Source organism: Citrobacter sp. MGH103 (assembly GCF_001034475.2).
GTDB lineage: Bacteria > Pseudomonadota > Gammaproteobacteria > Enterobacterales > Enterobacteriaceae > Citrobacter > Citrobacter freundii.
This window is the reverse complement of record NZ_CP073043.1, coordinates 1,731,258-1,754,218: the sequence shown is the minus strand read 5'-3', so window position 1 is coordinate 1,754,218 and position 22,961 is coordinate 1,731,258. Positions and strand designations below refer to the sequence as shown.

The 22,961-nt window shown below is 50.8% G+C and carries 20 protein-coding genes; 7 read left to right on the top strand and 13 right to left on the bottom strand.

Annotation, left to right across the window (positions count from 1 at the left end; translation table 11 throughout):
• Positions 1–98 precede the first annotated feature (98 nt).
• Together SK33_RS08255 and preA are read left to right on the top strand one after the other, a co-directional pair.
• Positions 99–1,340 carry an NAD(P)-dependent oxidoreductase gene (locus tag SK33_RS08255; RefSeq protein ID WP_048218241.1) on the top strand — a complete coding sequence of 414 codons (1,242 nt, stop codon included), beginning with the start codon at positions 99–101 and terminating at the stop codon, positions 1,338–1,340.
• A complete protein-coding gene (preA, locus tag SK33_RS08250) occupies positions 1,334–2,569 on the top strand; it encodes an NAD-dependent dihydropyrimidine dehydrogenase subunit PreA (protein ID WP_016150653.1) in 1,236 nt (411 codons plus the stop codon). The genes SK33_RS08255 and preA overlap by 7 nt, the downstream gene beginning before the upstream one ends.
• A 57-nt stretch (positions 2,570–2,626) precedes the next feature.
• Here preA and mglC read toward each other — a convergent pair whose 3' ends face one another.
• The 6 genes from mglC to folE all read right to left on the bottom strand — a co-directional run bounded on the left by mglC (position 2,627) and on the right by folE (position 9,546).
• The gene (gene mglC / locus SK33_RS08245) at positions 2,627–3,637 is read right to left on the bottom strand and encodes a galactose/methyl galactoside ABC transporter permease MglC (protein WP_048218242.1); all 1,011 of its coding nucleotides are present in this window, start codon (positions 3,635–3,637) and stop codon (positions 2,627–2,629) included.
• Positions 3,638–3,652: 15 nt separating this feature from the next.
• The gene (gene mglA / locus SK33_RS08240) at positions 3,653–5,173 is read right to left on the bottom strand and encodes a galactose/methyl galactoside ABC transporter ATP-binding protein MglA (RefSeq protein WP_003027396.1); all 1,521 of its coding nucleotides are present in this window, start codon (positions 5,171–5,173) and stop codon (positions 3,653–3,655) included.
• 71 nt (positions 5,174–5,244) lie between these two features.
• A complete protein-coding gene (mglB, locus tag SK33_RS08235; protein WP_003027399.1) occupies positions 5,245–6,243 on the bottom strand; it encodes a galactose/glucose ABC transporter substrate-binding protein MglB in 999 nt (332 codons plus the stop codon).
• 292 nt (positions 6,244–6,535) lie between these two features.
• Positions 6,536–7,561 (bottom strand): HTH-type transcriptional regulator GalS, encoded by a 1,026-nt coding sequence (galS, locus tag SK33_RS08230; protein WP_003027402.1) that lies wholly within the window; start codon positions 7,559–7,561, stop codon positions 6,536–6,538.
• Positions 7,562–7,705: 144 nt separating this feature from the next.
• Positions 7,706–8,863, bottom strand: a complete 1,158-nt coding sequence (yeiB, locus tag SK33_RS08225) for a DUF418 domain-containing protein YeiB (RefSeq protein WP_003027405.1) — start codon at positions 8,861–8,863, stop codon at positions 7,706–7,708.
• Between the two features lie 14 nt (positions 8,864–8,877).
• Positions 8,878–9,546 carry a GTP cyclohydrolase I FolE gene (gene folE, locus SK33_RS08220; protein WP_003027410.1) on the bottom strand — a complete coding sequence of 223 codons (669 nt, stop codon included), beginning with the start codon at positions 9,544–9,546 and terminating at the stop codon, positions 8,878–8,880.
• A gap of 322 nt (positions 9,547–9,868) precedes the next feature.
• On the opposite strand from folE, the gene fghA reads away from it, so the two are divergent.
• Both fghA and SK33_RS08210 read left to right on the top strand, forming a co-directional pair.
• On the top strand, positions 9,869–10,705 hold the full coding sequence (gene fghA, locus SK33_RS08215; protein WP_048218245.1) for an S-formylglutathione hydrolase: 837 nt from the start codon (positions 9,869–9,871) through the stop codon (positions 10,703–10,705).
• Between the two features lie 279 nt (positions 10,706–10,984).
• A complete protein-coding gene (locus SK33_RS08210) occupies positions 10,985–12,970 on the top strand; it encodes a ligand-gated channel protein (RefSeq protein WP_048218247.1) in 1,986 nt (661 codons plus the stop codon).
• Positions 12,971–13,055: 85 nt separating this feature from the next.
• Here the strand turns inward: SK33_RS08210 and tnpA are convergent, their stop codons facing one another.
• The 3 genes from tnpA to yieE all read right to left on the bottom strand — a co-directional run bounded on the left by tnpA (position 13,056) and on the right by yieE (position 16,211).
• Positions 13,056–13,490 carry an IS200/IS605 family transposase gene (gene tnpA / locus SK33_RS08205; RefSeq protein WP_041162689.1) on the bottom strand — a complete coding sequence of 145 codons (435 nt, stop codon included), beginning with the start codon at positions 13,488–13,490 and terminating at the stop codon, positions 13,056–13,058.
• A 174-nt stretch (positions 13,491–13,664) separates the two neighbouring features.
• Positions 13,665–15,134 carry a lysine-specific permease gene (gene lysP, locus SK33_RS08200; protein ID WP_003027419.1) on the bottom strand — a complete coding sequence of 490 codons (1,470 nt, stop codon included), beginning with the start codon at positions 15,132–15,134 and terminating at the stop codon, positions 13,665–13,667.
• A 195-nt stretch (positions 15,135–15,329) separates the two neighbouring features.
• Positions 15,330–16,211, bottom strand: a complete 882-nt coding sequence (gene yieE / locus SK33_RS08195; RefSeq protein WP_003027421.1) for a DNA-binding transcriptional regulator YeiE — start codon at positions 16,209–16,211, stop codon at positions 15,330–15,332.
• A 178-nt stretch (positions 16,212–16,389) separates the two neighbouring features.
• Between yieE and SK33_RS08190 the strand changes: the two genes are divergently transcribed.
• The 3 genes from SK33_RS08190 (at position 16,390) to SK33_RS08180 (ending at position 19,453) form a co-directional block, all read left to right on the top strand.
• Positions 16,390–17,439, top strand: a complete 1,050-nt coding sequence (locus tag SK33_RS08190; protein ID WP_003027424.1) for a YeiH family protein — start codon at positions 16,390–16,392, stop codon at positions 17,437–17,439.
• A gap of 65 nt (positions 17,440–17,504) precedes the next feature.
• On the top strand, positions 17,505–18,362 hold the full coding sequence (gene nfo, locus SK33_RS08185; protein WP_003027428.1) for a deoxyribonuclease IV: 858 nt from the start codon (positions 17,505–17,507) through the stop codon (positions 18,360–18,362).
• A 2-nt stretch (positions 18,363–18,364) separates the two neighbouring features.
• A complete protein-coding gene (locus tag SK33_RS08180; protein WP_003027430.1) occupies positions 18,365–19,453 on the top strand; it encodes a sugar kinase in 1,089 nt (362 codons plus the stop codon).
• Between the two features lie 46 nt (positions 19,454–19,499).
• Here the strand turns inward: SK33_RS08180 and SK33_RS08175 are convergent, their stop codons facing one another.
• The 4 genes from SK33_RS08175 to SK33_RS08165 all read right to left on the bottom strand — a co-directional run bounded on the left by SK33_RS08175 (position 19,500) and on the right by SK33_RS08165 (position 22,935).
• Positions 19,500–20,750, bottom strand: a complete 1,251-nt coding sequence (locus tag SK33_RS08175; RefSeq protein WP_003027431.1) for a NupC/NupG family nucleoside CNT transporter — start codon at positions 20,748–20,750, stop codon at positions 19,500–19,502.
• A gap of 96 nt (positions 20,751–20,846) precedes the next feature.
• Positions 20,847–21,782 carry a pseudouridine-5'-phosphate glycosidase gene (locus tag SK33_RS08170; protein WP_003027432.1) on the bottom strand — a complete coding sequence of 312 codons (936 nt, stop codon included), beginning with the start codon at positions 21,780–21,782 and terminating at the stop codon, positions 20,847–20,849.
• Positions 21,770–21,973 carry a hypothetical protein gene (locus tag SK33_RS26635; RefSeq protein WP_326928976.1) on the bottom strand — a complete coding sequence of 68 codons (204 nt, stop codon included), beginning with the start codon at positions 21,971–21,973 and terminating at the stop codon, positions 21,770–21,772. The genes SK33_RS08170 and SK33_RS26635 overlap by 13 nt, the downstream gene beginning before the upstream one ends.
• A complete protein-coding gene (locus SK33_RS08165) occupies positions 21,955–22,935 on the bottom strand; it encodes an IS5-like element ISKpn26 family transposase (protein ID WP_000019445.1) in 981 nt (326 codons plus the stop codon). Before SK33_RS08165 ends, SK33_RS26635 begins: the two co-directional genes overlap by 19 nt.
• Positions 22,936–22,961: the final 26 nt, after the last annotated feature.

Sequence of the window (22,961 nt, the reverse complement as noted above, 5' to 3'; positions counted from 1 at the left end):
CTCTTCCTGCAGTGCTTAGCCTTAAGAATAGCCTTTCACTTTTTATATTTTGTTATTAACGGTTTGCCTTAATTTACTCAAGCATTAAGGAAGAAAATATGCCACAACAAAATTATCTGGATGAGCTCACGCCTGCTTTTACCCCATTATTAGCAATAAAAGAGGCTTCCCGCTGTTTATTATGTCACGATGCCCCCTGTAGTCAGGATTGCCCGGCGCAAACCGACCCGGGGAAATTTATTCGCTCCATTTATTTCCGTAATTTTAAAGGCGCAGCCGAAACTATCCGCGAAAATAATGCGCTCGGTGCGGTGTGCGCTCGAGTTTGCCCAACCGAAAAATTATGCCAGCGCGGGTGTACGCGTTCAGGAATTGATAAACCTATCGATATTGCGCGTCTGCAGCGCTTTATTACCGATTTTGAACAGCAAACCGCGATGAAAATCTATCAGCCGGCAACAAAAACGCTGGGCAAGGTCGCTATTATCGGTGCAGGTCCGGCAGGATTACAGGCCAGCGTAACGCTGAGCAATCTTGGTTATGACGTAACCATCTTCGAAAAACAGGCTCAGCCAGGCGGCTGGTTGCGCTATGGCATCCCAGAGTTTCGTTTGCCGCATTCGGTTTTGGATCATGAAATTGCCCGTATCGTTGAAATGGGCGTGACCATCAAGTGCAATTGTGAAGTCGGCAATGCCCTTTCCGTTGAGCAACTCAAAGCAGAATATCGCGCCGTACTGGTTACCCCAGGTATGTCTTACGGCTCAACATTGCCTCTTTTTGAGAAAGCGAATCACGTTGAAATTGCCGTCGATTTTCTGCAAAGAGCCCGGCAATCAATCGGAGATATTACCGTCGCCAAAAGTGCATTGATCATCGGCGGTGGCGACGTGGCGATGGATGTCGCCAGTACGTTGAAACTGCTGGGCTGCCCGTCAGTCACCTGTGTCGCGCGTGAAGAACTGGCTGATTTTCCGGCCAGCGATAAAGAATTCAGCAGCACCCAGGCATTAGGCGTGTCGATTATTGACGGTTTCACGCCCGTGGCGGTAAGCGGAAATCAAGTTACCTTTAAGCACGTACGCCTGCCAGGCGAACTCATGCTAGAAGCCGAGCACATTATTCTTGCCGTTGGTCAACACGCTCAGCTTGATAATTTCGCCACGTTAAAGCCACAGCGCAATCTAATCAATACGCAAAACTACCAAACTGCTGATCCGGTTCTGTTTGCTGCAGGCGATATTGTTGAAGGCGATAAAACGGTCGTTTACGCCGTGAAAACCGGAAAAGAAGCCGCTCAGGCCATTCATCACTATTTAGAGGGAGCTTGCTCATGTTAACGAAAGATCTTTCTATTACCTTTTGCGGCGTCAAATTTCCCAACCCGTTCTGCCTCTCTTCCTCCCCGGTGGGCAACTGTTATGAAATGTGCGCCAAAGCCTATGATAGCGGTTGGGGCGGCATTGTTTTTAAAACGATCGGGTTCTTTATTGCGAATGAAGTTTCCCCACGTTTTGACCATCTCAGCAAAGAAGATACCGGCTTTATTGGCTTCAAAAACATGGAGCAAATTGCCGAGCATCCGCTGGAGGAGAATCTGGCTGCTATTCGGCGACTGAAACAAGACTACCCGGATAAGGTTCTGATTGCGTCGATCATGGGGGAAAATGAGCAGCAATGGCAGGAACTGGCCCGCCTGGTTGAAGAAGCGGGTGCAGATATGATCGAGTGTAACTTCTCCTGCCCGCAAATGACCTCGCATGCTATGGGCAGCGATGTAGGACAAAGCCCTGAGCTGGTTGAAAAATACTGTCGGGCGGTTAAACGCGGTTCGTCCCTGCCAATGCTGGCTAAAATGACACCAAATATTGGTGATATGTGTGAGGTGGCGCTGGCGGCAAAACGCGGAGGAGCCGACGGCATCGCGACCATCAATACGGTTAAATCCATCACTAACATCGACCTGAACAGGAAAATCGGGATGCCGGTCGTCAACGGTAAATCTAGTATTTCCGGCTACTCCGGCAAGGCCGTTAAACCTATCGCCCTGCGATTTATCCAACAACTACGCATGCACCCTGAACTGCGGGATTTTCCGATTAGCGGCATTGGAGGAATTGAGACCTGGGAAGATGCCGCCGAGTTTTTACTGTTAGGCGCTGCCACGCTGCAGGTGACCACCGGGATCATGCAGTATGGATATCGGATTGTGGAGGACATGATCAGCGGGCTGTCACATTACCTCGCCGATCAAGGGTTTGACTCACTGGAGGAGATGGTGGGTCTGGCCAATGCCAATATAATCCCCGCCGAGGAGCTTGACCGTAGCTACATTGTCTATCCGAACATCCATCTTGATAAATGCGTCGGCTGTGGTCGTTGCTACATCTCCTGCTATGACGGCGGGCATCAGGCGATGGAATGGAATGAGGAAACCCGTACACCGCACTGCAATACAGAAAAATGTGTGGGATGTTTATTGTGCGGTCACGTTTGCCCGGTAGCCTGTATTGATCTGGGCGAGGTGAAATTTAAACCCGGAGAGAAAGAACATGCGTTAACGTTGTAACGCGGATAAAAAAGCCCGGTGCAGGTTGCGCTGCTCCGGGCTTTTTACGTTGTACGATTACTTCTTACGCGCGTACTTCAGTGAGTCCAGCGCGACCGCGAAGATGATAATGCCGCCCTTGATAATATACTGCCAGTAAGGGTTTACGCCGATGTAGGTCAGACCGTAGTTGATGACGGTGAAGATAATCACACCGGTCACCACGCCAAACACGGTACCTACCCCGCCGCTGAACGACACGCCACCAACCACGCACGCCGCAATCGCATCCAGCTCATACATAAAGCCGAGGTTGTTGGTCGCCGAGCCGATACGCCCGGCTTCCAGCAAACCACCGAAGGCATAGAACACGCCAGACAACGCATAGATAATCAACAGGTTCAGCGCAACGTTTACCCCAGACACTTTCGCTGCTTCCGGATTTCCGCCGATGGCGAAAATGTTTTTACCGAAGCGGGTCTTGTTCCACAGCACCCACACAAAGGCCACGGCAATCAGCGCGTAGAAGGTGATGTAGGAGAGTCGGAAACTGCCCAGTGCAATAAAGCCCTGTGCAAAGGTTGAAAATCCGCTATCAAAGCCAGAGATTGGCGATGCACCGACGAAGTCGTAGTACAGGGAGTTGATCCCGTAAACGATAATCATCGTACCCAGGGTGGTAATAAACGGCGTCACGTTCAGGTAAGCAATGATAATACCGTTCACCAGACCGATAATGGCACCAATCACGCAGACAATCAGCACCACTACAATGATCGGCATCGTCGCCATTTCCGGGAACACCTTGTTGGCATTCTCCATCGACTGCAACAAAGTCGCTGCAACCACTGCCGCCAGGCCAACCTGACGCCCCGCCGACAGGTCGGTCCCTTGGGTAACAATCAGTCCAGCCACACCCAATGCGATAATAATACGCACCGAGGATTGTGTGAGAATATTACTCAGGTTTAGTAAGCTTAAGAAAGTGGGATCCTGGAAAATAATAATCGCCAGCAAAACCAAAAGAACAACGTAAATTCCGCCTTCTTTCAGGTAAGTAAGAAAACTTTTCTTATTTAACGCATTCATGAGGAGCCCCTAATCTTAAAGGTGCAAAGACGCAAGACGGAGGATTTCGTTTTGCGTTGTTGTTTTAGTGTCAACAATTCCGGCAACGAGACCATTGCTCATCACCAGAATACGATCGGTAATACCCAGCAGCTCCGGCATTTCAGAGGAAATAATAATAATCCCCTTATCCTTTTTCGCGAGTTCAGCAATTAACTGGTAAATTTCAAATTTCGCGCCAACATCGATACCACGCGTCGGTTCATCCAGCATCAGTATTTCTGGCTGCGTTAATAACCAGCGGCCGATAACCACCTTTTGCTGATTACCACCGGACAGTGAACCGATTTGCGTACGATGGCCTGGCGTTTTCACCCTCATGGAGTCAATTACCCACTGGGTATCACTCTTCATGCGGGAATTATCCAACAGACCGACTTTGTTTTTGTAATTTTGGATATTAGAAATTAACGAGTTAAAACCAATGTCCAGATACGCATAAATACCGGTTGAGCGGCGCTCTTCCGTGACCAGCGCAAAACCATGGTTGATGGCTTCATTTGCACTGTGGTTATTAATCTTTTTGCCATGTAGCGTAATCGTACCCGATGATTTCTCACGAATACCAAAAAGCGTTTCAACAATATCCGTGCGTTTTGCGCCGACCAGACCGGCAATCCCGAGAATTTCCCCTTTGTGTAAATCAAACGAGATATCACGAATCGACGGCTGACGCAGCGAGGTCAGGTTACGCACTTGCAGAATGACTTCACCAGGTTTGTTTTCTTTATCCGGAAAACGTTGGTTCAGTGAACGCCCTACCATCATGGCGATGATCTTATCCATATCCAGCCCTTCCAGCGGCTGGGTCGCAATCCACTGGCCGTCGCGTAGAACGGTAATTTCATCACACAGCTGGAAAATTTCTTCCATTTTGTGAGAAATATAAACAATACCGCATCCACGCTCTTTCAGCTTACGGATGATGGTGAACAGATGATTAACTTCTTTCTCGGTTAACGATGAAGTTGGTTCATCCATGATGACGATTTTGGCGTCATAGGAGAACGCCTTCGCAATTTCAATCATCTGCATTTGTGAAACGGATAATGTGCCGACGCGCGCACGCGGATCGATATCAATATCCAGTTCATCAAATATCGCTTTGGTATCGCGGTACATTTTTTCCTGATCGACAAACATGCCTTTGGTGGGATAGCGTCCCAGCCACATGTTGTCCATCACAGAGCGTTGTAATACCAGGTTTAATTCCTGGTGTACCATCGAAATACCATTCTCAAGCGCTTCCTTAGCAGAATGAAAGTCGATTTCTTTACCCTGAAATAAAATACTGCCGGAATCTTTTTGATAGATGCCGAAAAGACATTTCAATAATGTTGATTTCCCCGCGCCATTCTCCCCCATTAAGGCGTGAATAGAATGCGGGCGGACTTTTAAATTGACATTATCAAGCGCCTTAACGCCGGGGAAGGACTTGTTGATGCCGGTCATTTCCAACAAGTATTCGCCTGACGACTGAGTATGTGTGCTGACCATAATTATACCTTGTTGGCCTTGCAGAGTGCGTTATTAAGGGCGCAATGAAATTGCGCCCACAGACGGAGTATTTACTTATTGGTGAACTCGGCCAGATTATCTTTATCGACACCTACGTACGGAACGCGAACAATCTTGTTCTCAATTTTCCAGTTAGTACCATCTGCCGCACCTTTGCCATCAGCCAGGTTTTTCGCCAGATCAAAGGTGGCTTTCGCCTGGTTATTAGCATCGTTCAGCACGGTACCGGCCATAGCGCCAGATTTCACCAGCGCCAGTGCTTCAGGCAGGGCATCCACGCCAAATACCGGTACGCTGGTTTTATTGTGTGCCTTCAGCGCTTCAACTGCGCCCATTGCCATCGCATCGTTGTTGGCGATAACGACTTCGATTTTGTTCGCGTTCGGACCGGACATCCACGCATCCATCTTATCTTTCGCCTGAGCGGTATCCCACATTGCAGTATCTAACTGCAGTTGCTCAGTTTTAATGCCTTTGTCGTTCAGCTCTTTAATCACGTAAGTAGTACGTGCTTCAGCATCCGGGTGTCCCGGTTCGCCTTTCAGCAGAACAAACTGAATTTTGCCGTCTTTGTTCAGGTCCCAGTTCGGGTTAGCTGCCCAGTGTTTGGCAATCAAATCACCCTGAATAATACCGGACTCTTTAGAGTCAGTACCGACGTAATACGCTTTGTCATAGCTGTCCAGCGCCTTGCGAGAAGGTTCTTTGTTAAAGAACACGATCGGTACGTTCTGTCCGCGTGCTTTTTCAATGACCGTGCCTGCAGCTGCCGGGTCAACCAGGTTAATCGCCAGTGCTTTAACGCCTTTTGCCAGCAGCACGTCGATCTGATCGTTTTGTTTGGACTGGTCGTTCTGCGAGTCGTTCATCAGCAGTTGTACATCTGGCGCCGCTTTGGCATCTTTTTCAATAGCCTTACGTACCACTGACATAAAGTTATCGTCATACTTATAGATAGTCACACCAATACGGGTATCAGCAGCGTGCGCAGCCGCGCCGAATAACATGCTTGCCATTACAGCAGACAGGGTCAACACCTTCTTATTCATGGTATCTCCGGTTTTATTATGCAGGGTAGTACTTGAGATAAATGCTCGGCAGGCAGAACGTTACTGAAGTGTTACTGAACGCCGAAGCTCACTTTTAAAAATATTTCTTCCGTGTCTGGCAACGCTCCCAAAACAGGCTTTAATTATCGTTTAAGGCAGCTATACCTCGATGAAAGTGATTATTCACCGTTACATAGTAGTTACAGCGCAACAAACAGTGTCATCATAGCTATCGCATTGTTAATATACTGTGAATTTACTCACATATTGAAAGCGGTTACATCGCGCTGCATTATAAGTTAGTGATCGGTGCCGCATTCTGCCGCAGCGCCACTGAATGGCGACGTACCAGCGTCGGCATAAAGCAATGCGTCGCCTGCGGATCCAACGTGCCAGCCGCGCCCTGTAGTGCAAGCTCCGTCGCCATTTTTGCCATAGAGGCAATGGGATAGCGCACGGTGGTTAACTGCGGATCGGTGTAACGCGCGATGGGAATATCATCGAAGCCAATGATTGAAAGGTGTAATGGAATAGCGATACCGTTATCTTTTAGCGCTGTCAGCGCGCCAGCGGCCATATTGTCGTTATAAGCGAAGACTGCCGTCAGTTGTAAATTGCGCCCCAGCAGTTCCACCATCGCAGACTCTCCGCCCTGCATATCGGGCGAACCGGTGCCGACCCAACTTTCTGCCGCAACAATCCCCTGCTCTTTCAGAGCAGTTAACCACCCTTCTTTGCGCATGGTGTCATCTTCAATGCGATGGCTTGATGCCAGATAACCGATGCGTTGATGACCATTATTCAGCAACATACGGGTCGCCATTTTAGCGCCGCTGATGTTATCCAGGCAGACGCAACGGTGGGCGTAACCCGGTACCAGGCGATTGATCAGCACCATGCCGGGGATTTGATCCATAAACTCGGCCAGTTCCCGATCGCTCAGTGCTTTAGAGTGTACAATCAATGCGTTACAGCGTTGGCGAATCAACACCTCAATGGCATGACGTTCTTTTTCCGCCTCATGGTAGCTGTTGCCAATCAGGACATACTTCTGATGCTGTTGGGCAACCATATCCACGGCTTTTACCAGCGCGCCAAAAAACGCATCTGATACATCCATGACGACAACACCAATCGTGTCGCTTACCTGCGTCGCCAGCGCTTGTGCGTTGGCATTAGGTCGATAGCCAAGCTGAGTGACTGCTTTCATTACCGCTTCACGCGTATCGGGACTCACCAGCGCACTGTTGTTCAGTACGCGGGAAACGGTCGCTACAGAAACGCCAGACTGCCGTGCCACATCACGAATGGTTACCATATTCACTGCCCTGTTTTAGATTGCGGCTGCCCACAGACACCCCAGGCTGGGTATTTTGTCAGCACAATGAAACGGACTGCGTGAGTGATGTCACAGGAATGAAAGCGCTTACATCCATTTTGTTAATGAATGTGATCCAGATCGTTATCTGGATGTTCGCGGTAATGATGTCCCTGCAGCACGCAGGGTTAATTGACGCCACAGCCATTCCACCGGGCCCTGGCGGTAATAACGTAGCCATATCACGGAGAAAAGTAAGTTAATGACCCAGACCGGGATGACGAAATACAGCAGCTCCAGCCGGTCGAATTTCATAAATAAGCCGAATTGATAGAACAGCGTGGTACAGATTAAGGTTTGTAACAGATAGTTGGTTAACGCCATGCGTCCCACACAGGCGACAGCAATGACCCATTTTAAACGGCTAAGCTGCGGCCAGAAACCGTACATCAGCGCGGCGTAACCAATGGTCTGCATCGGCGCTCCCAGCTCTCGCGGGGCTTGTAACAGGAAAGCACACCAGCGGTAGGCCCAGTCCAGATTCCACTGAGCGATGATAGCAGGCAGGTTTATCGCCATCCCAATAATGACCAGCAGCACGCCGGTACGTCGATAGTGTTGCAAACTGTACTGCCCTTTTAGCCAACCGCTGCGCATTAATGCCGCGCCGAGCAGCATCATCCCCGCCAGTTGCCAGCCGTACTGAGCACCCAACGCCAGCAAGCTATTGGACATCATATCCACGCGATTGCTGATTGCTTCCATTCCGCCGTTCACTTTCCAGTATTTTTCATACAGCAACGCTGAAGCATCCGGCGTCCAGGCGCGGCTGGTTTCGCTCCCGGAGATCACACCCAACAGCAGCAGTACGCCAACGCCCACCAGATACAGCAGCACACCAGTATTAAATAAGCTTTTTACCGACGGCGCATCCCGGATCAGCCGCCAGCAAATCAGGCCGATCAAGCCATATGCCAGCAGGATATCGCCATCCCAGAAGAATAAACCGTGAATAAAACCCAATAGCACCAGCAGCGTAAGCCGTGACTGGATCCAGCGTTTACCGCGTGGGAGCAGCATTTGCAGACCGGCACCGAACAGCAGCGCAAACAGCGTGAGGAATTTTACCTGCGCAAAGAGATCGAGCAGCGCCCAGGTCCAGGCATCGGATAAGGTGATGTCGCCATACCACGCAGGATTGAGATATGCCGCCTTTGGCAAGCCAAAGGCGCTAATATTGAGAAGCAGGATACCAAGAATGGCGACGCCACGAATAAAATCCAGCGTGACATTACGCTCCATGGTTCCTGCCCTAATCAGTTGTGATGACGTACTGCGCGCAGGAATTCCTGACGCGTGTTCTGGCTGGACTTAAACAATCCACCAAGAGAAGTGGTGGTGGTCGCACTGGTCGCATCACGAATGCCGCGCGCTTTCACACAGTAATGCACCGCATCAATCGACACCGCCACATTATTCGTCCCGAGCAGCGTTTGCAGCGCGGTGAGAATTTGCTGGGTCAGGCGTTCCTGTACCTGTGGGCGCTGGGCGAAGAACTGCACAATGCGGTTAATCTTCGACAGACCAATAACCGAATCTTTCGGAATATACGCCACCGTCGCTTTGCCATCGATAGTGACAAAGTGGTGTTCGCAGGTGCTGGTCAACGTAATATCGCGGACCGTGACCATCTCGTCCACCTTCATTTTATTTTCAATGACGGTGATTTTCGGGAAGTTGGCGTAATCGAGGCCGGAGAAAATCTCATCGACATACATTTTCGCAATGCGATGCGGAGTTTCCATCAGACTGTCATCGCTCAAATCGAGATTGAGCAATTGCATAATCTCGGTCATATGGCCAGAAATAAGACGTTTGCGTGTTTCGTTATCCATCTCTTGCACGGGCGGGCGCAGCGGGGTTTCGAGACCACGCGCAACCAGCGCTTCATGAACCAGTGCCGCTTCTTTACTGAGTGATGACATTTCTTCTTCTCCTGCAGGTGGGGCGCCTCTGCCCTGCATGGGGCAAAGTTTTTAGGCTGTATCACAGCCAGAACATTGTGCGTGAGGCGGCGCACATAATCCAGTATTCACCGCGATAATTATTGAAATTGGCACAGCCTTTCAGCTGTAGCAACTTCACTTTCTGTTCAGCCCGGTGACGTCGAGTGTTAATGTAAAGTTATATAGATGATGAAGTATGTTTGCTCAATGCGGAAGTGAAAGTTACTCACAGTGCAATGAATAATCTGTATTATGGTGAGTTCGCAAACACATACAGGTTCAACACAACAAGGAGCCACGCATGGAAATGCTTGAAGAGCACCGCTGTTTTGAAGGCTGGCAGCAACGCTGGCGTCACGACTCCACCACGTTAAATTGCGCCATGACCTTCAGTATTTTTCTTCCACCACCCCGCGATAACGCCCCGCCTCCGGTGCTGTACTGGCTGTCGGGCCTGACCTGCAATGATGAAAACTTCACCACCAAAGCCGGCGCACAGCGCATCGCGGCTGAGCTCGGTATTGTTCTGGTGATGCCAGACACCAGCCCGCGCGGCGAGCAGGTTGCCAACGATGATGGTTACGATTTAGGCCAGGGCGCGGGATTTTACCTCAATGCCACTCAGCAGCCATGGGCAACGCATTTTCGTATGTATGACTATCTGCGTGATGAGCTTCCGGCACTGATTCATTCGCAGTTTAACGTCAGCGATCGCTGCGCCATCAGCGGGCACTCTATGGGGGGTCACGGCGCATTGATTATGGCGCTGAAAAATCCCGGGAAATACACCAGCGTTTCAGCCTTTGCGCCGATCGTAAACCCTTGTCGCGTTCCGTGGGGCGAGAAGGCTTTTAGCGCTTATCTGGGTGAAGATAAAACACAATGGACTGAGTGGGATAGCTGCGCGTTAATGCTGGCCAGTAAGCCCACAGACGCGATTCCGACGCTAATTGATCAAGGAGACAGCGATCAGTTTCTTGCCGATCAGTTGCAGCCAGCAGTGCTGGCCGAAATAGCCCGTCAGACTGCATGGCCAATGACGCTACGCATCCAGCCAGGTTACGACCACAGCTATTACTTTATTGCGTCGTTTATTGAGGATCACCTGCGCTTCCACGCCCAGTATTTGCTGAAGTAATTTCTGAGTTGAGGGCGTAAGCCCTCTTCATTTCTCCATCATTCCTTCACTTTTTCTCCTTTTTTCTTCCTTCACTATCTTATTGATTAAAAAAGTATTTCACCCCAAATCACATCAAACACAAATGATTTCTATTATCATTTGTGTTTACAAATATTCATACTTTTGTACAATCCTCCCGCTTCTTTACTGAAAAGAGTCCTTAAAAGACAAATACATACAATTGTCATGGCCTTTCACATGACGCGCAGTTTGATTCATTTAAATGGAATGATACAAATGACTATACCTCACGTTAAGGCTGTAGCTGCCGCAGTATGCGTCGCCAGTCTCCCATCACTCGGCCATGCCGCTGAACAAGATACCGTGGTAGTTACCGCTACCGGCTTTGAGCAGAAAATTCAGGATGCCCCGGCTTCGATATCTGTTATTACCAAGCAGCAGATTGAGGACAAAGCCTATCGCGATGTCACCGATGCGCTAAAAGATGTCCCTGGCGTCGTCGTCACCGGCGGGGGGAGCAGCAGCGATATCAGTATTCGCGGTATGGCTTCGCAATACACGCTCTTCCTGGTCAACGGTAAACGCATCAGCACCCGCGGCACACGTCCTAATAGCGACAACTCAGGTATTGAACAAGGTTGGCTGCCGCCGCTTGAATCCATCGAGCGTATCGAAGTCATCCGTGGCCCGATGTCATCCCTGTACGGCTCCGACGCGATGGGCGGTGTCATTAACGTCATCACCAAGAAAGTGTCGAATACCAAAGCCTGGACCGGTTCTCTGCACGGCGATGCCACTTTCCAGGAAGACAGAGACTCCGGTGATATTTACCAGACCAACGCCTATGCATCTGGGCCACTGATTGACGGATTACTTGGCGCGAAGGTGACCGGGTTATTCTCCCATCGGGCGGAAGATAAAATCCTCAATGGCTACAATGAACAGCGTATGCGTAACGGGGGCTTAACCCTGAACTTTACGCCAGACGATAAAAACGATATCGATTTCGATTACGCACGTGAATTGCAGGATCGCGACAGTACCCCAGGCAAATCTATGGCTGAGGAAAACTGTCGTAACGGAAGCTGTAAGCCGAACAGCAAAAGCGAAAGCAAGTATGTGCACACGACGTATTCTTTAACCCATAGCGGTTATTACGATGACTTCAACTCCACCAGCTATGTCCAGCAGGAAGAGAGCGAAAACCCGGGTCGCCAGATGAAGTCCTACAACACGATTTTCAATAACCAGAACCAGGTATTCCTTGGAGCGCATACCCTGACGCTAGGCGGGCAATACCGTTATGAAAAACTGCGCGATAACGGCAACCAGCTGCAAGCGGCTGATGGGCTGAACAAACTGACCCGCTGGAGCTGGGCGTTGTTTGCTGAAGATGAATGGGCCGTTACCGATACCTTTACGCTGACCGGCGGTCTGCGTATGGATAAGGATGAAAACTACGGTGACAACTGGACGCCACGCGGCTATGGCGTATGGCATCTGAGCGATCAATGGACCTTAAAAGGCGGCGTTTCCGCGGGCTATCGCGCCCCGGATCTGCGCCAGTCTTCTGCCAGCTGGGGACAGGTCACTGGCGGCGGTCGTCTGAACGGAATCATTGTCGGCAACCCGGACCTGAAGCCGGAGAAAAGCCTCAGCGAAGAAATCGGCTTACTGTGGGATAACGGCGATAACCTCAACGCGGGCGTCACCCTGTTCAATACCGACTTCAAAAACAAAATCACCGAAGTGCGCCGTTGTAACAGCAGTTCCGATCCGGCCTGCACCATCGGCAATACCCATTATGACTTCGTCAGCGATCGCGTTAACGTCGATAAAGCCAATATGCGTGGCGTAGAATCCACCTTCGGCTGGAAGATTTCGTCAGACGTCAACTGGACGGCGAACTACACTTACACGGAATCTGAACAGAAAAGCGGTCAGTTCTCCGGCCAGCCATTGAACAAAATGCCGAAGCATATGTTTAACACGACGCTGGACTGGCAGGCCACGCAAGATCTCGGTTTCTGGAGCCGCCTGAATCTGCGTGGAAAAACGTCTGAATACCTGAGCCGTACTTCCATGGCACAGGGTACGCCGTCCTATACGCAGGTCGATGTGGGTTTACGTTACTATGCCACCAAGGATCTGTTGATGACCGCTGGCGTGTATAACGTGCTGGATAAGCAAATCGATTACGATACCTACGACACCGTTCTCGATGGTCGTCGTTACACGGTTGGCATGACTTACAGCTTCTAAGTCTGACGCAGTAAAAGACCACCTTCTTAGAAGGTGGCTTTTGAAAATGCCCCCTGTAAGGGGGGCTACTTTCACCTTTCGCTTACTACTCTAGCAATTCCATCTGTTGTTCATGTGTTTGTTCCGTTTTCTCCTGATGCCGCACATATCTTCTGATAATTTCCTCGTTCACTCCTACCGTATCTACAAAGTAACCACGCGACCAAAAATGGTTTCCCCAGAGCTTCTTCCTGATGTGTGGAAAACGATTGTAGAGCCTGATGGCACTGCGACCTTTCAAATGGCCCATTAGCGTTGATATTGAGATTTTAGGTGGGACGATGACGACTAGATGTACATGATCTGGCTGGACATTTAACTCCAGAACTTCACAATCCTTGATTCCGCAGAGAATGTAGATTGTCCTGTAAAGCTCCTTGCCCAGCTTGTCTTTGAGGATCCTGAATCGATATTTTGGTGTCCAGACTATGTGGTATTTGCAACGCCAATATACATGTGATGAACTCCTGTAAAGCCCCATGTTGGTTTGTCTCCTTTTACTTGTGGTGAGTAAGCAGAGATATTCCGGCATGGGCATTCTTCAGGCTATAGCCTTACAGGATCAATCACCACCTCCCTAGGAGGTGGTTTAGGGGTGACAATAAAAAACCCCGGCACTCATCATGCCGGGGTTTTTGTTATGCTTTTTATACTGTTATTTTTTTACGCGACCCGGGAATTTCATTTCGCTGTAGCGAACAAAATGGGTTCCTTTGGTCAGCTTATAGCCAAACCAGATAATCAGGAACAGCGGGATACCAATATAGGTAGCCATCACGCCGCCCCAGTCAATGCTGTCTTTCAGGAACGCTTCGTAGTTCTGGCCGAGAGTGATAATCAGGCACAGCACAAAGGCGAAGATCGGACCCAGCGGGAAGAAGCCAGAACGGTACGGCAGATCCTTCACATCGTGGCCCTGCAGCACATAACCGCGACGGAAGCGATAGTGGCTAATGGCGATCCCCAGCCAGGCGATAAAGCCCGTCATTCCGGAAGTATTCAGCAGCCACAAGTATACGGTCTGATTGCCAAACATCGAGGTCAGGAAGCACAGCCCCGCCACCACGGTGGTCGCATACAGCGCGTTACGCGGTACGCCGCCGCGAGACAGTTTGCCGAAAATACGTGGCGCTTTACCGTCACATGCCAGGGTGTAAAGCATACGCGTGGAAGCGTACATCCCGGAGTTACCTGCAGACAGCACCGCCGTCAGGATAACTGCGTTCATCACCGCTGCCGCAGACAGCAGACCCGCATGCTGGAATACCAGCGTGAACGGGCTAACGCTGATGTCTTTCACATCGTTACGCAGCAGGCTTGGATCGGTGTACGGAATAATCAGGCTGATAATCAAAATCGCGAACACATAGAACAGCAGGATTCGCCAGAATACCTGACGTACCGCACGTGGAATGTTCTTTTCAGGATCTTCAGATTCACCTGCCGCGATACCGATAAGCTCCGTCCCCTGGAAGGAGAAGCCGACGATCATCGCCACACCAATCATCGCAGCAAAACCACCGGCAAACGGTGCATCACCGGTCGTCCAGTTGCTCCAGCCCACCGGCTGAGCGCCTTTGAAGATACCGAAAATCATCATTACGCCAACTACGATGAAGATAATGACGGTGGTAACTTTGATCAGTGAGAACCAATATTCCGCTTCACCAAATCCGCGAACGGAAATGTAGTTCAGCAGGAAGATCACGCCGAGGAACAGCGCACTCCAGATCCAACCCGGCGTGTCCGGGAACCACCAGCTCATCACCAGCTGTGCGGCCACCAGGTCAACGGCAATCGTTACCGCCCAGTTGTACCAGTAGTTCCAGCCCAGCGCGAAGCCAAAGCCTTCTTCTACGTAGTTCTGACCGTAGGTGGAAAACGAGCCAGAAACCGGCATATAGGCCGCCAGTTCACCGAGGCTGGTCATCAGGAAATACACCATCAGACCGATCAGAATATAAGAGAACAACGCGCCGCCAGGACCCGCTGCAGAAATAGTTGCACCAGATGCAACGAAAAGACCTGTACCGATGGAGCCTCCAATGGCAATCATCGTCAGGTGACGCGCCTTCAGTTCACGACGTAGCGTGGGCGCTTCTGTGGTTTTAGTTTCGGAAACCATGTGAAAATGCTATCCATCCAAAAAATGAGGCGCGATTGTAGCAGACGAAACGGCATTCTTCCGGCACAAATGCGCTGTTATAAGAGACCTTCATGACTGGCCGCGGATTATAAGTAAAGCAGAAAATAGAGGGTGCAAGGCGGTTAAAACGCAACCGCCATTATGCAAAAAGGAGTCATTACGACAGTGAACGTCCTATTCCCCCTGCTCTACCTGGTCGCTGTAGCGCAAAAAGCGCGTAATGGCATTGGAGATATGTTTTTGTCGATGATGAACACGCCACAGCGTGCGGACCAAACGTGGAAGCGGCACAGGAACTTCGCTCAGCGTTCCCGCCTGTAACTGCTCGGCAATGACCCGCCGTGACAAACAGCTGATCCCGAGGCCATGGCGCACCGCATGCTTAATGGCCTCGGAGTTACCCAACTCCATTGCCATCTGAAATCTCGGCAAATGAGACAACAGCAGGTAATCCACCAGTTCACGCGTACCCGATCCTCGTTCACGCAGGATCCACGGCGAAGCAGCCAGTTGTTCCAGCGTAACGGGTCCCTTTGTAAGCGGTGACGACGGTGCGGCGAACACCACCAGCTCGTCTTCCAGCCACGGTTCAGAGATAATTTCCGTACTGTGACACGGCCCTTCAATCAGCCCGATGTCTACCCGGAAATCCAGCACCGCATTGATCACGTCCTGGCTGTTGCCCACGCTAAGCTCCAGCGGCAAATCAGGGAAATCATGCCGATAGCGGGCGATCATGGCAGGGAGAATATAGTTGCCAATGGTGCTACTGGCATAAACCCGGATAGCGCCATTATCTTCGCGGAAAAGCTGTTCGATTTCGGTCGTTTGCTCGAGTAGCGCCAGCGCCCGTGGGTAGAGCAAGCGCCCGTGTTCGTTGACCACCAGTCGTTTACCAACACGGTCAAACAGTTGCACGCCGAGTTGCCCTTCCAGATCGGTAAGTGCCGCACTCACCGCCGACTGCGACAATGCCAGCATGACAGACGCCTGGGTCGTTGAGCCGCTTTTTAATACCTCAGCAAACACTTCAAGTTGTCGCAGGGTGATATGCATAGTCGTTTTCCACCGGATAACCGTTACTTATACCCTAAATAATTCGAGTTGCAGCCAGCGCACATGCAACCTGAAGTATGACGGGTATACCACTTATATAGATTAATTATAAATATATAATCAATTTTATTTTTAAACCACTTCGCCGTACTCTTTTACCCAGATAAAGGAGAAGGATATGACAGAACTCACCTTGCAGACTCATCGTCGTACAGCGTGGCATTTTATTCCGGGGCTCGCCCTGAGTGCAGTTATCACTGGGGTCGCCTTATGGGGTGGATCCATTCCCGCCGTTGCAGGTGCCGGGTTCAGCGCCCTCACCTTAGCAATCTTACTGGGGATGGTTCTCGGCAACACCGTCTATCCGCACATCTGGAAAAGCTGTGACGGCGGTGTGCTGTTTGCTAAACAACATTTATTACGTCTGGGGATCATCCTCTACGGCTTCCGCCTCACCTTCGCGCAAATTGCTGACGTCGGCGTCAGCGGTATCGTGATTGATGTGTTAACGCTAAGCAGTACCTTTATGATTGCCTGTTTCCTGGGGCAAAAAGTGTTTGGTCTGGACCGCCACACCAGTTGGCTGATTGGCGCGGGGAGCAGCATTTGTGGTGCCGCCGCCGTGTTGGCAACCGAGCCGGTAGTGAAGGCGGAAGCCAGTAAGGTAACCGTCGCTGTCGCCACCGTAGTGATCTTCGGTACCATCGCTATCTTCCTGTATCCGGCAATGTATCCGCTGCTGGCACACTGGTTTAGCCCGGAAACCTACGGCATTTACATTGGTTCCACCATGCATGAAGTGGCACAGGTAGTGGCTGCCGGGCACGCCATTAACCCGGATGCGGAAAATGCCGCAGTTATTGCCAAAATGCTGCGCGTCATGATGCTGGCACCGTTCCTTATCCTGTTGGCCGCTCGCGTTAAACAGCTGTCTCCGGCTTCCGGTGGTGAGAAGAGCAAAATCACCATTCCGTGGTTTGCCATCCTGTTCATTGTGGTCGCGATTTTTAACTCGTTCCACTTTCTGCCGCAGTCGGTAGTGAACATGCTGGTAACACTGGATACCATTTTGCTGGCAATGGCGATGGCCGCACTGGGGCTGACCACTCACGTTAGCGCCCTGAAAAAAGCCGGTGCTAAACCGTTACTGATGGCCCTGCTGCTGTTTGTCTGGCTGATTGTGGGCGGTGGCGCGATTAACCTCGCTATCCACGCGCTGATGGCATAAACGAGCACGACTCCCCCCCATTAACCCGCTATACTCTCCCCTTTTGAGTATGGCGGGTTTAATTTATGAAATATATTGGAGCGCACGTAAGCGCCGCTGGCGGTCTGGCTAACGCCGCTATTCGAGCCGCAGAAATCGAAGCGACCGCATTCGCCCTGTTCACCAAGAATCAGCGTCAGTGGCGTGCCGCGCCGCTGACCACCGAAATCATTGATGATTTCAAATCTGCCTGCGAGAAGTATCACTATACTTCCGCACAAATCCTGCCTCACGACAGCTACCTGATTAACCTCGGTCACCCGGTCAGCGATGCGCTGGAAAAATCGCGTGACGCGTTTCTTGATGAAATGCAACGCTGCGAACAGCTTGGCTTATCCCTGCTTAACTTTCACCCGGGCAGCCATTTGATGCAGATTCCGGAAGATGAATGTCTGGCGCGCATTGCGGAATCGATCAACATTGCCCTTGCCCAGACCCAGGGCGTTACGGCGGTCATTGAAAATACCGCCGGACAGGGCAGTAACCTTGGCTTTAAGTTTGAGCACCTGGCCGCCATTATCGACGGCGTAGAAGATAAATCCCGTGTCGGCGTCTGTATTGATACCTGCCACGCCTTCGCGGCCGGTTACGATTTGCGTTCCGTTGAGGAATGTGAAAAGACGTTTGCGGAATTTGAACGAATTGTCGGCTTCAAGTATCTGCGCGGTATGCACCTGAACGACGCCAAGAGCACGTTTGGCAGCCGCGTTGACCGTCACCACAGCTTAGGTGAAGGCAATATTGGCCACGATGCCTTCCGTTGGATCATGCAGGACAATCGTTTTGACGGCATTCCGCTGGTGTTGGAAACCATTAATCCAGATATCTGGGCAGAAGAGATTGCCTGGCTGAAAGCCCAGCAAACTGAAAAAGCGGTGGCCTAATCATGAACGACAGGGAAAAGCAGATCCTTAAGATCTTGCGCCGCAATCCGTTGATTCAGCAGAATGAAATCGCCGATATTTTGCAGATCAGCCGTTCACGCGTCGCTGCGCATATTATGGATTTAATGCGTAAAGGCATGATCAAAGGTAAAGGTTATATCCTTACCGAACAGGATTATTGCGTGGTTGTCGGTGCTATCAACATGGATATCCGGGGTGTTGCAGACATCCATTATCCGCAGGCAGCCTCTAACCCTGGCAGCATTCATTGCTCAGCAGGCGGTGTAGGACGTAACATCGCCCACAACCTGGCGCTGTTGGGCCGCGACGTACATTTAATTTCCGCTGTTGGCAGTGACTTCTATGGCGAAACATTGCTGGAACAAACGCGTCAGGCTGGGGTTAACGTTTCCAGCTGCATCCGTCTGCATGGACACAACACCTCAACCTACCTGTCGATCGCTAATCAACAGGAAGAGACCGTACTGGCCATTAACGATACCCATATCCTGCAACAATTGACGCCGCAGTTGCTTAACGGTTCGCGAGATTTGATTCGCCATTCCGGTGTCGTACTGGCCGATTGCAATCTGACCGCCGAAGCCATTGAGTGGGTCTTTACTATTGCCGATGATATTCCGGTATTTATTGACACCGTTTCAGAGTTCAAAGCGGAAAAAATGAAAACCTGGTTTACGCGTATTCATACGCTAAAACCCACGCAGAAAGAGCTGGCGATTTTATGGGGCCAACCTATTCATACTGATGCGGATCGCGTACTGGCCGTCAATAGCCTGCATCAGCAAGGGGTAAAACGCATTTTTGTCTGCCTGGAAGATGAATCCGTTTTTTGCAGCGAAAAGGACGGCGAACAGTTTTTATTGACGCCGCCTGAGCATACGGTGGTAGACAGTTTTGGTGCCGATGACGCTTTTATGGCGGGATTACTGTACAGCTTTCTGGAAGGCAGTGAGTTTCGTGAAAGCGCGCGCTTTGCCATGGCCTGCGCAGCATTATCGCGGGCCAGCGTCAGTATCAACAACCCAACGCTCTCTGCGGATAACGCTCTGTATTTGCTGCAAACAGCTTGAATGTCTGCCGGATAGCGCTACGCTTATCCGGCCTACAAACTTTATTTTATGCCAGTCCGATAAAGAAACCGGCTATTGTGGCGCTCATCAGGTTTGACAGCGTTGCTGCTGCCAGCGCACGCATTCCAAGTTGCGCGATTTCCGGCGCACGCTGTGGCGCAATCGCCGAAAATGCCCCGACCACGACGCCAATCGAACCGAAGTTCGCGAAACCACACAACGCAAACGAGATAATCGCGATGGTCTTCACGTCCAGCGTTCCGCCCGTTTGCAGATACGGCGAGAAGTTGAGATAAGCAACAAATTCGTTGATCGCCAGCTTCTGTCCAATCAGACTACCTGCCAGCGTCGCATCGCTCCAGTCCACGCCCATAATCCACGCCAACGGGGCTAACGCATAGCCAAAGATCCCTTCCAGAGTGGCGTGGCCAAAACCAAACCAACCGCCAATTCCGCCGATAATGCCGTTAATCAGCGCGATAATGGCGACAAATGCCATTACCACCGTCGCAACGCCTGCGGCGATCTTCAGCCCGGTCATAGCCCCACTGGCCGCCGCTTCGATGATGCTTTTCGGTGGTGTTTCAGTAAATGACAGGTTTTCAAAGGTGACGCGAGATTCTTCCGTTGCCGGACTCAGCATACGCGCGAACAAAATACCGCCAGGGATTGCCATCAATGATGCCGCCAGCAAATAGTCAATCGGGACGCCCATTCCGGCGTAACCAATCATCATTGAGCCAGCAATCGAGGCCATCCCGCTACAAATAGCGGTAAACAGTTCATTACGATTAAGGCGGTCAATAAACGGTTTCACGATTGCCGGGATCTCGTTTTGCCCGAGGAAAATCGTGGTTACTGCGACAAATGACTCGATCTTACTGATGTTCAACGCCTTCTGGAAAATACCGCCGAGGATGCGGATCAATAGCCCCATCACGCCAATGTAATAGAGCAGACTGATGAGTGCGGTCACAAAAATGATGGCCGGGAGCACCCGGAAGGCGAAGATAAACCCTGCCCCGTCAAACAGCACATCCATTTTTGGCCCAACCAGGGAGCCGAAGATAAATGCGCTACCCGCGTCACTATATGACATCACCTTGTGGACGCCGAGCGCGGCCTGTTCAACCAGCCATTTTCCCGGCGGGAAATAGAGCATAATACCGCCGATGGCAATTTGCAGTACCAGCGCAGCCCCAACGGTGCGCAGACTAATACGTTTTTTATTTACTGACAGCAGAAACGCGATGGCCAGTAATACCACCATACCCACAACACTTCTCATTATATCCATAATGAAATTCCCTTCATGCCAGGAAACCCGGCGTTATCGCCAGGTTTTGGTAGGTTTGATATTCGCGGGCGACCGCATTCTGCCCGGGAAATTCTGTCAGGCGAGGCGTTGATACTCCTTCGCAATTTCACAGGCCAGCACAGCGTTGTTGAACACCAGTTGAATATTTGATTTCAGGCTGTCGCCACCGGTCAGCTCCGCAACTCGCGCCAGCAGGAACGGCGTACTTTCTTTACCCACGACGCCCTGCTCTTCCGCTTCTTTTACCGCCCGATCTATTGCCGCATTAATTTTCTCTTCTGCCATGGCAAACTGCTCCGGGATTGGATTAGCGACAACCAGGCCTCCATTAAGACCCGTTTGCCATTTCACCGCCATCGCGCGGGCAATCTCTTTAGCGCTGTCCAGACGGATACTGACTTCAAACGGACTGGTACGACAGAAAAATGCCGGTAACGCTTGGGTTCGATATCCAATTAACGGCACGCCAAAGGTTTCTAAATATTCAGTCGTTAAGCCAAGATCCAGAATAGATTTAGCACCAGCACAAATTACCGTGACATTGGTATGTGCCAGTTCCTGCAGATCCGCGGAAATATCAAACGTATGTTCAGCACCACGATGAACGCCACCAATTCCCCCGGTCGCAAATACTTTAATTCCAGCCAGCGCGGCAATAATCATCGTAGAGGCAACGGTGGTGGCACCATTTTTCCCTGCCGCGACCACAAATGGCAAATCACGACGACTTACTTTCGTAACGCTATGTCCTTCTCGTCCAAGCAATTCAATTTCATCTTTACTTAAACCTACTTTCATTATTCCGCCGATAATGGCGATGGTCGCAGGAACAGCGCCGTGCTTACGAATAGTCTCTTCTACTTCAATCGCTGTCTGAGCATTCTGCGGAAATGGCATTCCATGAGAAATAATGGTTGATTCAAGCGCAACAATCGGTTTTTTACTGTTTAATGCTTCCTGGACTTCTGGTGATATTTGTAATAATTCAGAGGAAAGAGTTAATTCAGACATTCTGTGTTCTCCACTATTGAGCTAAGGAAGGTGCGAATAAGCAGGTCATTTCTTCCCAAGCTGACTCGCTGATTAAAATTTCGCGGATCTGGGCCGATTTTTTTCCCGCAAACACATCGAATCAGCCTATTTAGGCTATTTTTTCCACCATTTCTGGCGTTATTTCCGGTTTTTACTGAGATCTCTCCCACTGACGTATCATTTGGTCCACCCGAAACAGGTTGGCCAGGGTGAATAACATCGCCAGTTGGTTATCGTTTTTCAGCAGCCCTTTGTATCTGGCTTTCACGAAGCCGAACTGCCGCTTGATGATGCGAAACGGGTGCTCCACCCTGGCACGGATGCTGGCTTTCATGTATTCGATGTTGATGGCCGTTTTGTTCTTGCGCGGATGCTGCTTCAAGGTTTTTACCTTGCCGGGACGCTCGGCGATCAGCCAGTCCACATCCACCTCGGCCAGCTCCTCGCGCTGTGGCGCTCCTTGGTAGCCGGCATCGGCTGAGACAAATTGCTCCTCTCCATGAAGCAGATTACCCAGCTGATTGAGGTCATGCTCGTTGGCCGCGGTGGTGACTAGGCTGTGGGTCAGGCCACTCTTGGCATCGACACCAATGTGGGCCTTCATGCCAAAGTGCCACTGATTGCCTTTCTTGGTCTGATGCATCTCCGGATCGCGTTGCTGCTCTTTGTTCTTGGTAGAGCTGGGGGCCTCAATGATGGTGGCATCCACCAAAGTGCCTTGGGTCATCATGACGCCTGCTTCGGCCAGCCAGCGATTGATGGTCTTGAACAATTGACGTGCCAGTTGATGCTGCTCGAGCAGGTGGCGGAAATTCATGATGGTGGTGCGATCCGGCAGGGCGCTATCCAGGGATAATCGGGCAAACAGGCGCATGGAGGCGATTTCGTACAGGGCATCTTCCATGGCACCGTCGCTCAGGTTGTACCAATGCTGCATGCAGTGAATACGCAGCATGGTCTCCAGCGGATAGGGCCGTCGGCCATTGCCCGCCTTGGGATAAAACGGCTCGATGACAGCGGTCATATTCTGCCATGGCAGAATCTGCTCCATGCGGGAGAGGAAAATCTCTTTTCGGGTCTGACGGCGCTTAGTGCTGAATTCACTATCGGCGAAGGTGAGTTGATGGCTCATGATGTCCCTCTGGGATGCGCTCCGGA

Excerpts from the sequence above, each read along its gene's own strand:
- SK33_RS08255 (WP_048218241.1), top strand. The coding sequence starts at position 99 with ATGCCACAACAAAATTATCTGGATGAGCTCACGCCTGCTTTTACCCCA.
- preA (WP_016150653.1), top strand. The coding sequence starts at position 1,334 with ATGTTAACGAAAGATCTTTCTATTACCTTTTGCGGCGTCAAATTTCCC.
- mglC (WP_048218242.1), bottom strand. The coding sequence starts at position 3,637 with ATGAATGCGTTAAATAAGAAAAGTTTTCTTACTTACCTGAAAGAAGGC.
- mglA (WP_003027396.1), bottom strand. The coding sequence starts at position 5,173 with ATGGTCAGCACACATACTCAGTCGTCAGGCGAATACTTGTTGGAAATG.
- mglB (WP_003027399.1), bottom strand. The coding sequence starts at position 6,243 with ATGAATAAGAAGGTGTTGACCCTGTCTGCTGTAATGGCAAGCATGTTA.
- galS (WP_003027402.1), bottom strand. The coding sequence starts at position 7,561 with ATGGTAACCATTCGTGATGTGGCACGGCAGTCTGGCGTTTCTGTAGCG.
- yeiB (WP_003027405.1), bottom strand. The coding sequence starts at position 8,863 with ATGGAGCGTAATGTCACGCTGGATTTTATTCGTGGCGTCGCCATTCTT.
- folE (WP_003027410.1), bottom strand. The coding sequence starts at position 9,546 with ATGTCATCACTCAGTAAAGAAGCGGCACTGGTTCATGAAGCGCTGGTT.
- fghA (WP_048218245.1), top strand. The coding sequence starts at position 9,869 with ATGGAAATGCTTGAAGAGCACCGCTGTTTTGAAGGCTGGCAGCAACGC.
- SK33_RS08210 (WP_048218247.1), top strand. The coding sequence starts at position 10,985 with ATGACTATACCTCACGTTAAGGCTGTAGCTGCCGCAGTATGCGTCGCC.
- tnpA (WP_041162689.1), bottom strand. The coding sequence starts at position 13,490 with ATGGGGCTTTACAGGAGTTCATCACATGTATATTGGCGTTGCAAATAC.
- lysP (WP_003027419.1), bottom strand. The coding sequence starts at position 15,134 with ATGGTTTCCGAAACTAAAACCACAGAAGCGCCCACGCTACGTCGTGAA.
- yieE (WP_003027421.1), bottom strand. The coding sequence starts at position 16,211 with ATGCATATCACCCTGCGACAACTTGAAGTGTTTGCTGAGGTATTAAAA.
- SK33_RS08190 (WP_003027424.1), top strand. The coding sequence starts at position 16,390 with ATGACAGAACTCACCTTGCAGACTCATCGTCGTACAGCGTGGCATTTT.
- nfo (WP_003027428.1), top strand. The coding sequence starts at position 17,505 with ATGAAATATATTGGAGCGCACGTAAGCGCCGCTGGCGGTCTGGCTAAC.
- SK33_RS08180 (WP_003027430.1), top strand. The coding sequence starts at position 18,365 with ATGAACGACAGGGAAAAGCAGATCCTTAAGATCTTGCGCCGCAATCCG.
- SK33_RS08175 (WP_003027431.1), bottom strand. The coding sequence starts at position 20,750 with ATGGATATAATGAGAAGTGTTGTGGGTATGGTGGTATTACTGGCCATC.
- SK33_RS08170 (WP_003027432.1), bottom strand. The coding sequence starts at position 21,782 with ATGTCTGAATTAACTCTTTCCTCTGAATTATTACAAATATCACCAGAA.
- SK33_RS08165 (WP_000019445.1), bottom strand. The coding sequence starts at position 22,935 with ATGAGCCATCAACTCACCTTCGCCGATAGTGAATTCAGCACTAAGCGC.